This is a genomic window from Paenalicyclobacillus macrosporangiidus, assembly GCF_900116805.1.
GTDB lineage: Bacteria > Bacillota > Bacilli > Alicyclobacillales > Alicyclobacillaceae > Alicyclobacillus_H > Alicyclobacillus_H macrosporangiidus.
In genome coordinates this window covers 1-1342 of sequence record NZ_FPBV01000085.1, presented here as the reverse complement: position 1 = coordinate 1342, position 1342 = coordinate 1, and the positions used below count along the sequence as shown (strand labels likewise).

Sequence of the window (1342 nt, the reverse complement as noted above, 5' to 3'; positions counted from 1 at the left end):
GCTTGGCCTCATGTTGGATCACGATCACCCACCAGTAAACAACTACGACTACATTTTCATCATAATGTTGTGCCCCAAAGGGGCATGGGGGTTTTTTGGGATGAATTAAAGAGGTATTTCAAAGAGGGTATTGCGTTAAATGGACATCCTGAGGAACGCCTTCCCAATACATTAAGCGTAAGTTTTATCGGGAAGGTCGGTCAGGACATATTGGAAAGTATTCCTGAACTTGCTGCTTCCACAGGTTCCGCTTGTCATTCGAGGATGGTTCAGATTTCCTCTGTGTTAAGGGCGATGAAAGTTGAGGAACGGGTAGGTAAGGGAACGATCCGGTTCAGTTTAGGAAGATATACAACAAAAGAGGAAATCGATGAAGTAGTACGGTTGTTAAAAGAAAGGATTTGAAGACGATGGGGACAGCAGCTTTATTTGATGAGAAGGCCAGTACGTATGATGATTTCTGCCGTACGCCGCTCGGCCACTTCGTAGATGTCGTCGAACGTGAAATCGTCGCTGTGACAGCGAAGCCGAAGCAAGGGGAAAAGGTCATTGACCTTGGCTGCGGGACAGGTTCCTACACGTATTGGTTGAGTGATCTGGGACTTTCGGTTGTGGGTGTGGACATTTCACAAAAGATGTTGGAGGTTGCACGCAACAAACGGGAGAAAGTCGTCACCTTTGTGCAAGCTGATCTCCTCAACCTTCCCTTCGACAACAACACGTTTGATTTGGCAGTTTGTAACACCGTTTTGGAATTCCTTCAAGACCCGGTCGCTGCACTGCGAGAGGGGCTCCGTGTCCTAAAACCTGGTGGTCGATTGGTGGTCGGTTTCATCAATTCGTCTGGAACTTGGGCCAAAAAGTATTCGGAGCGTGGCCGAAAAGATCCTGGGAGTGTCTTTCGGCACGCTCGGTTCTTTTCGGTGGACGAAGTATCAACTATGTTACCCTTTCGTCCGTCCGAGGTTCGGTTTGGATTGTATGTCGGACCAGATGAGTTTCAGGACTTTGGCTCCGCCATGCAATTGGAGCGGGAGTGTGATGGCCAACAACAGGGTGCAGGTTATTTTGTTGTTCGATGGGATAAAACTGAACCGTAACCTGCACCTGTTTCCGATGTGGTGGTGATCCTGCTCGCCTCGTCAGACCGTGTCACATCCACTATACTTGCCCCAGAGTCAACCCAGACAGAAGGGATGGGTTAAGATGAAGTAGAGGTGTTTGTGATGCCAGGACGTAAGTGGACTGTGGACGAGAAGATGAACATCGTGCTCGAGGGCATGATGCCCGGTGCCAACATCAGCGAGGTATGTCGGCGGCATGGCGTGGCCCAGAGTCTGTA

3 protein-coding genes are annotated in these 1342 nt (G+C 49.5%); all 3 read left to right on the top strand.

The window, feature by feature from the left end; all coding sequences use genetic code 11:
* Positions 1-405: aminotransferase class V-fold PLP-dependent enzyme (locus BM357_RS19595; protein ID WP_139234821.1), on the top strand; the 405-nt coding region annotated here is incomplete at its 5' end.
* A gap of 5 nt (positions 406-410) precedes the next feature.
* The gene (locus tag BM357_RS18785) at positions 411-1100 is read left to right on the top strand and encodes a class I SAM-dependent methyltransferase (protein WP_074956935.1); all 690 of its coding nucleotides are present in this window, start codon (positions 411-413) and stop codon (positions 1098-1100) included.
* A gap of 126 nt (positions 1101-1226) precedes the next feature.
* The coding region (locus BM357_RS20870; protein WP_139234767.1) for a transposase at positions 1227-1342 on the top strand (116 nt) is incomplete at its 3' end.

Bases quoted from the DNA above. Each gene is read 5' to 3' on its own strand.
- BM357_RS18785 (WP_074956935.1), top strand. From the start codon at position 411: ATGGGGACAGCAGCTTTATTTGATGAGAAGGCCAGTACGTATGATGAT.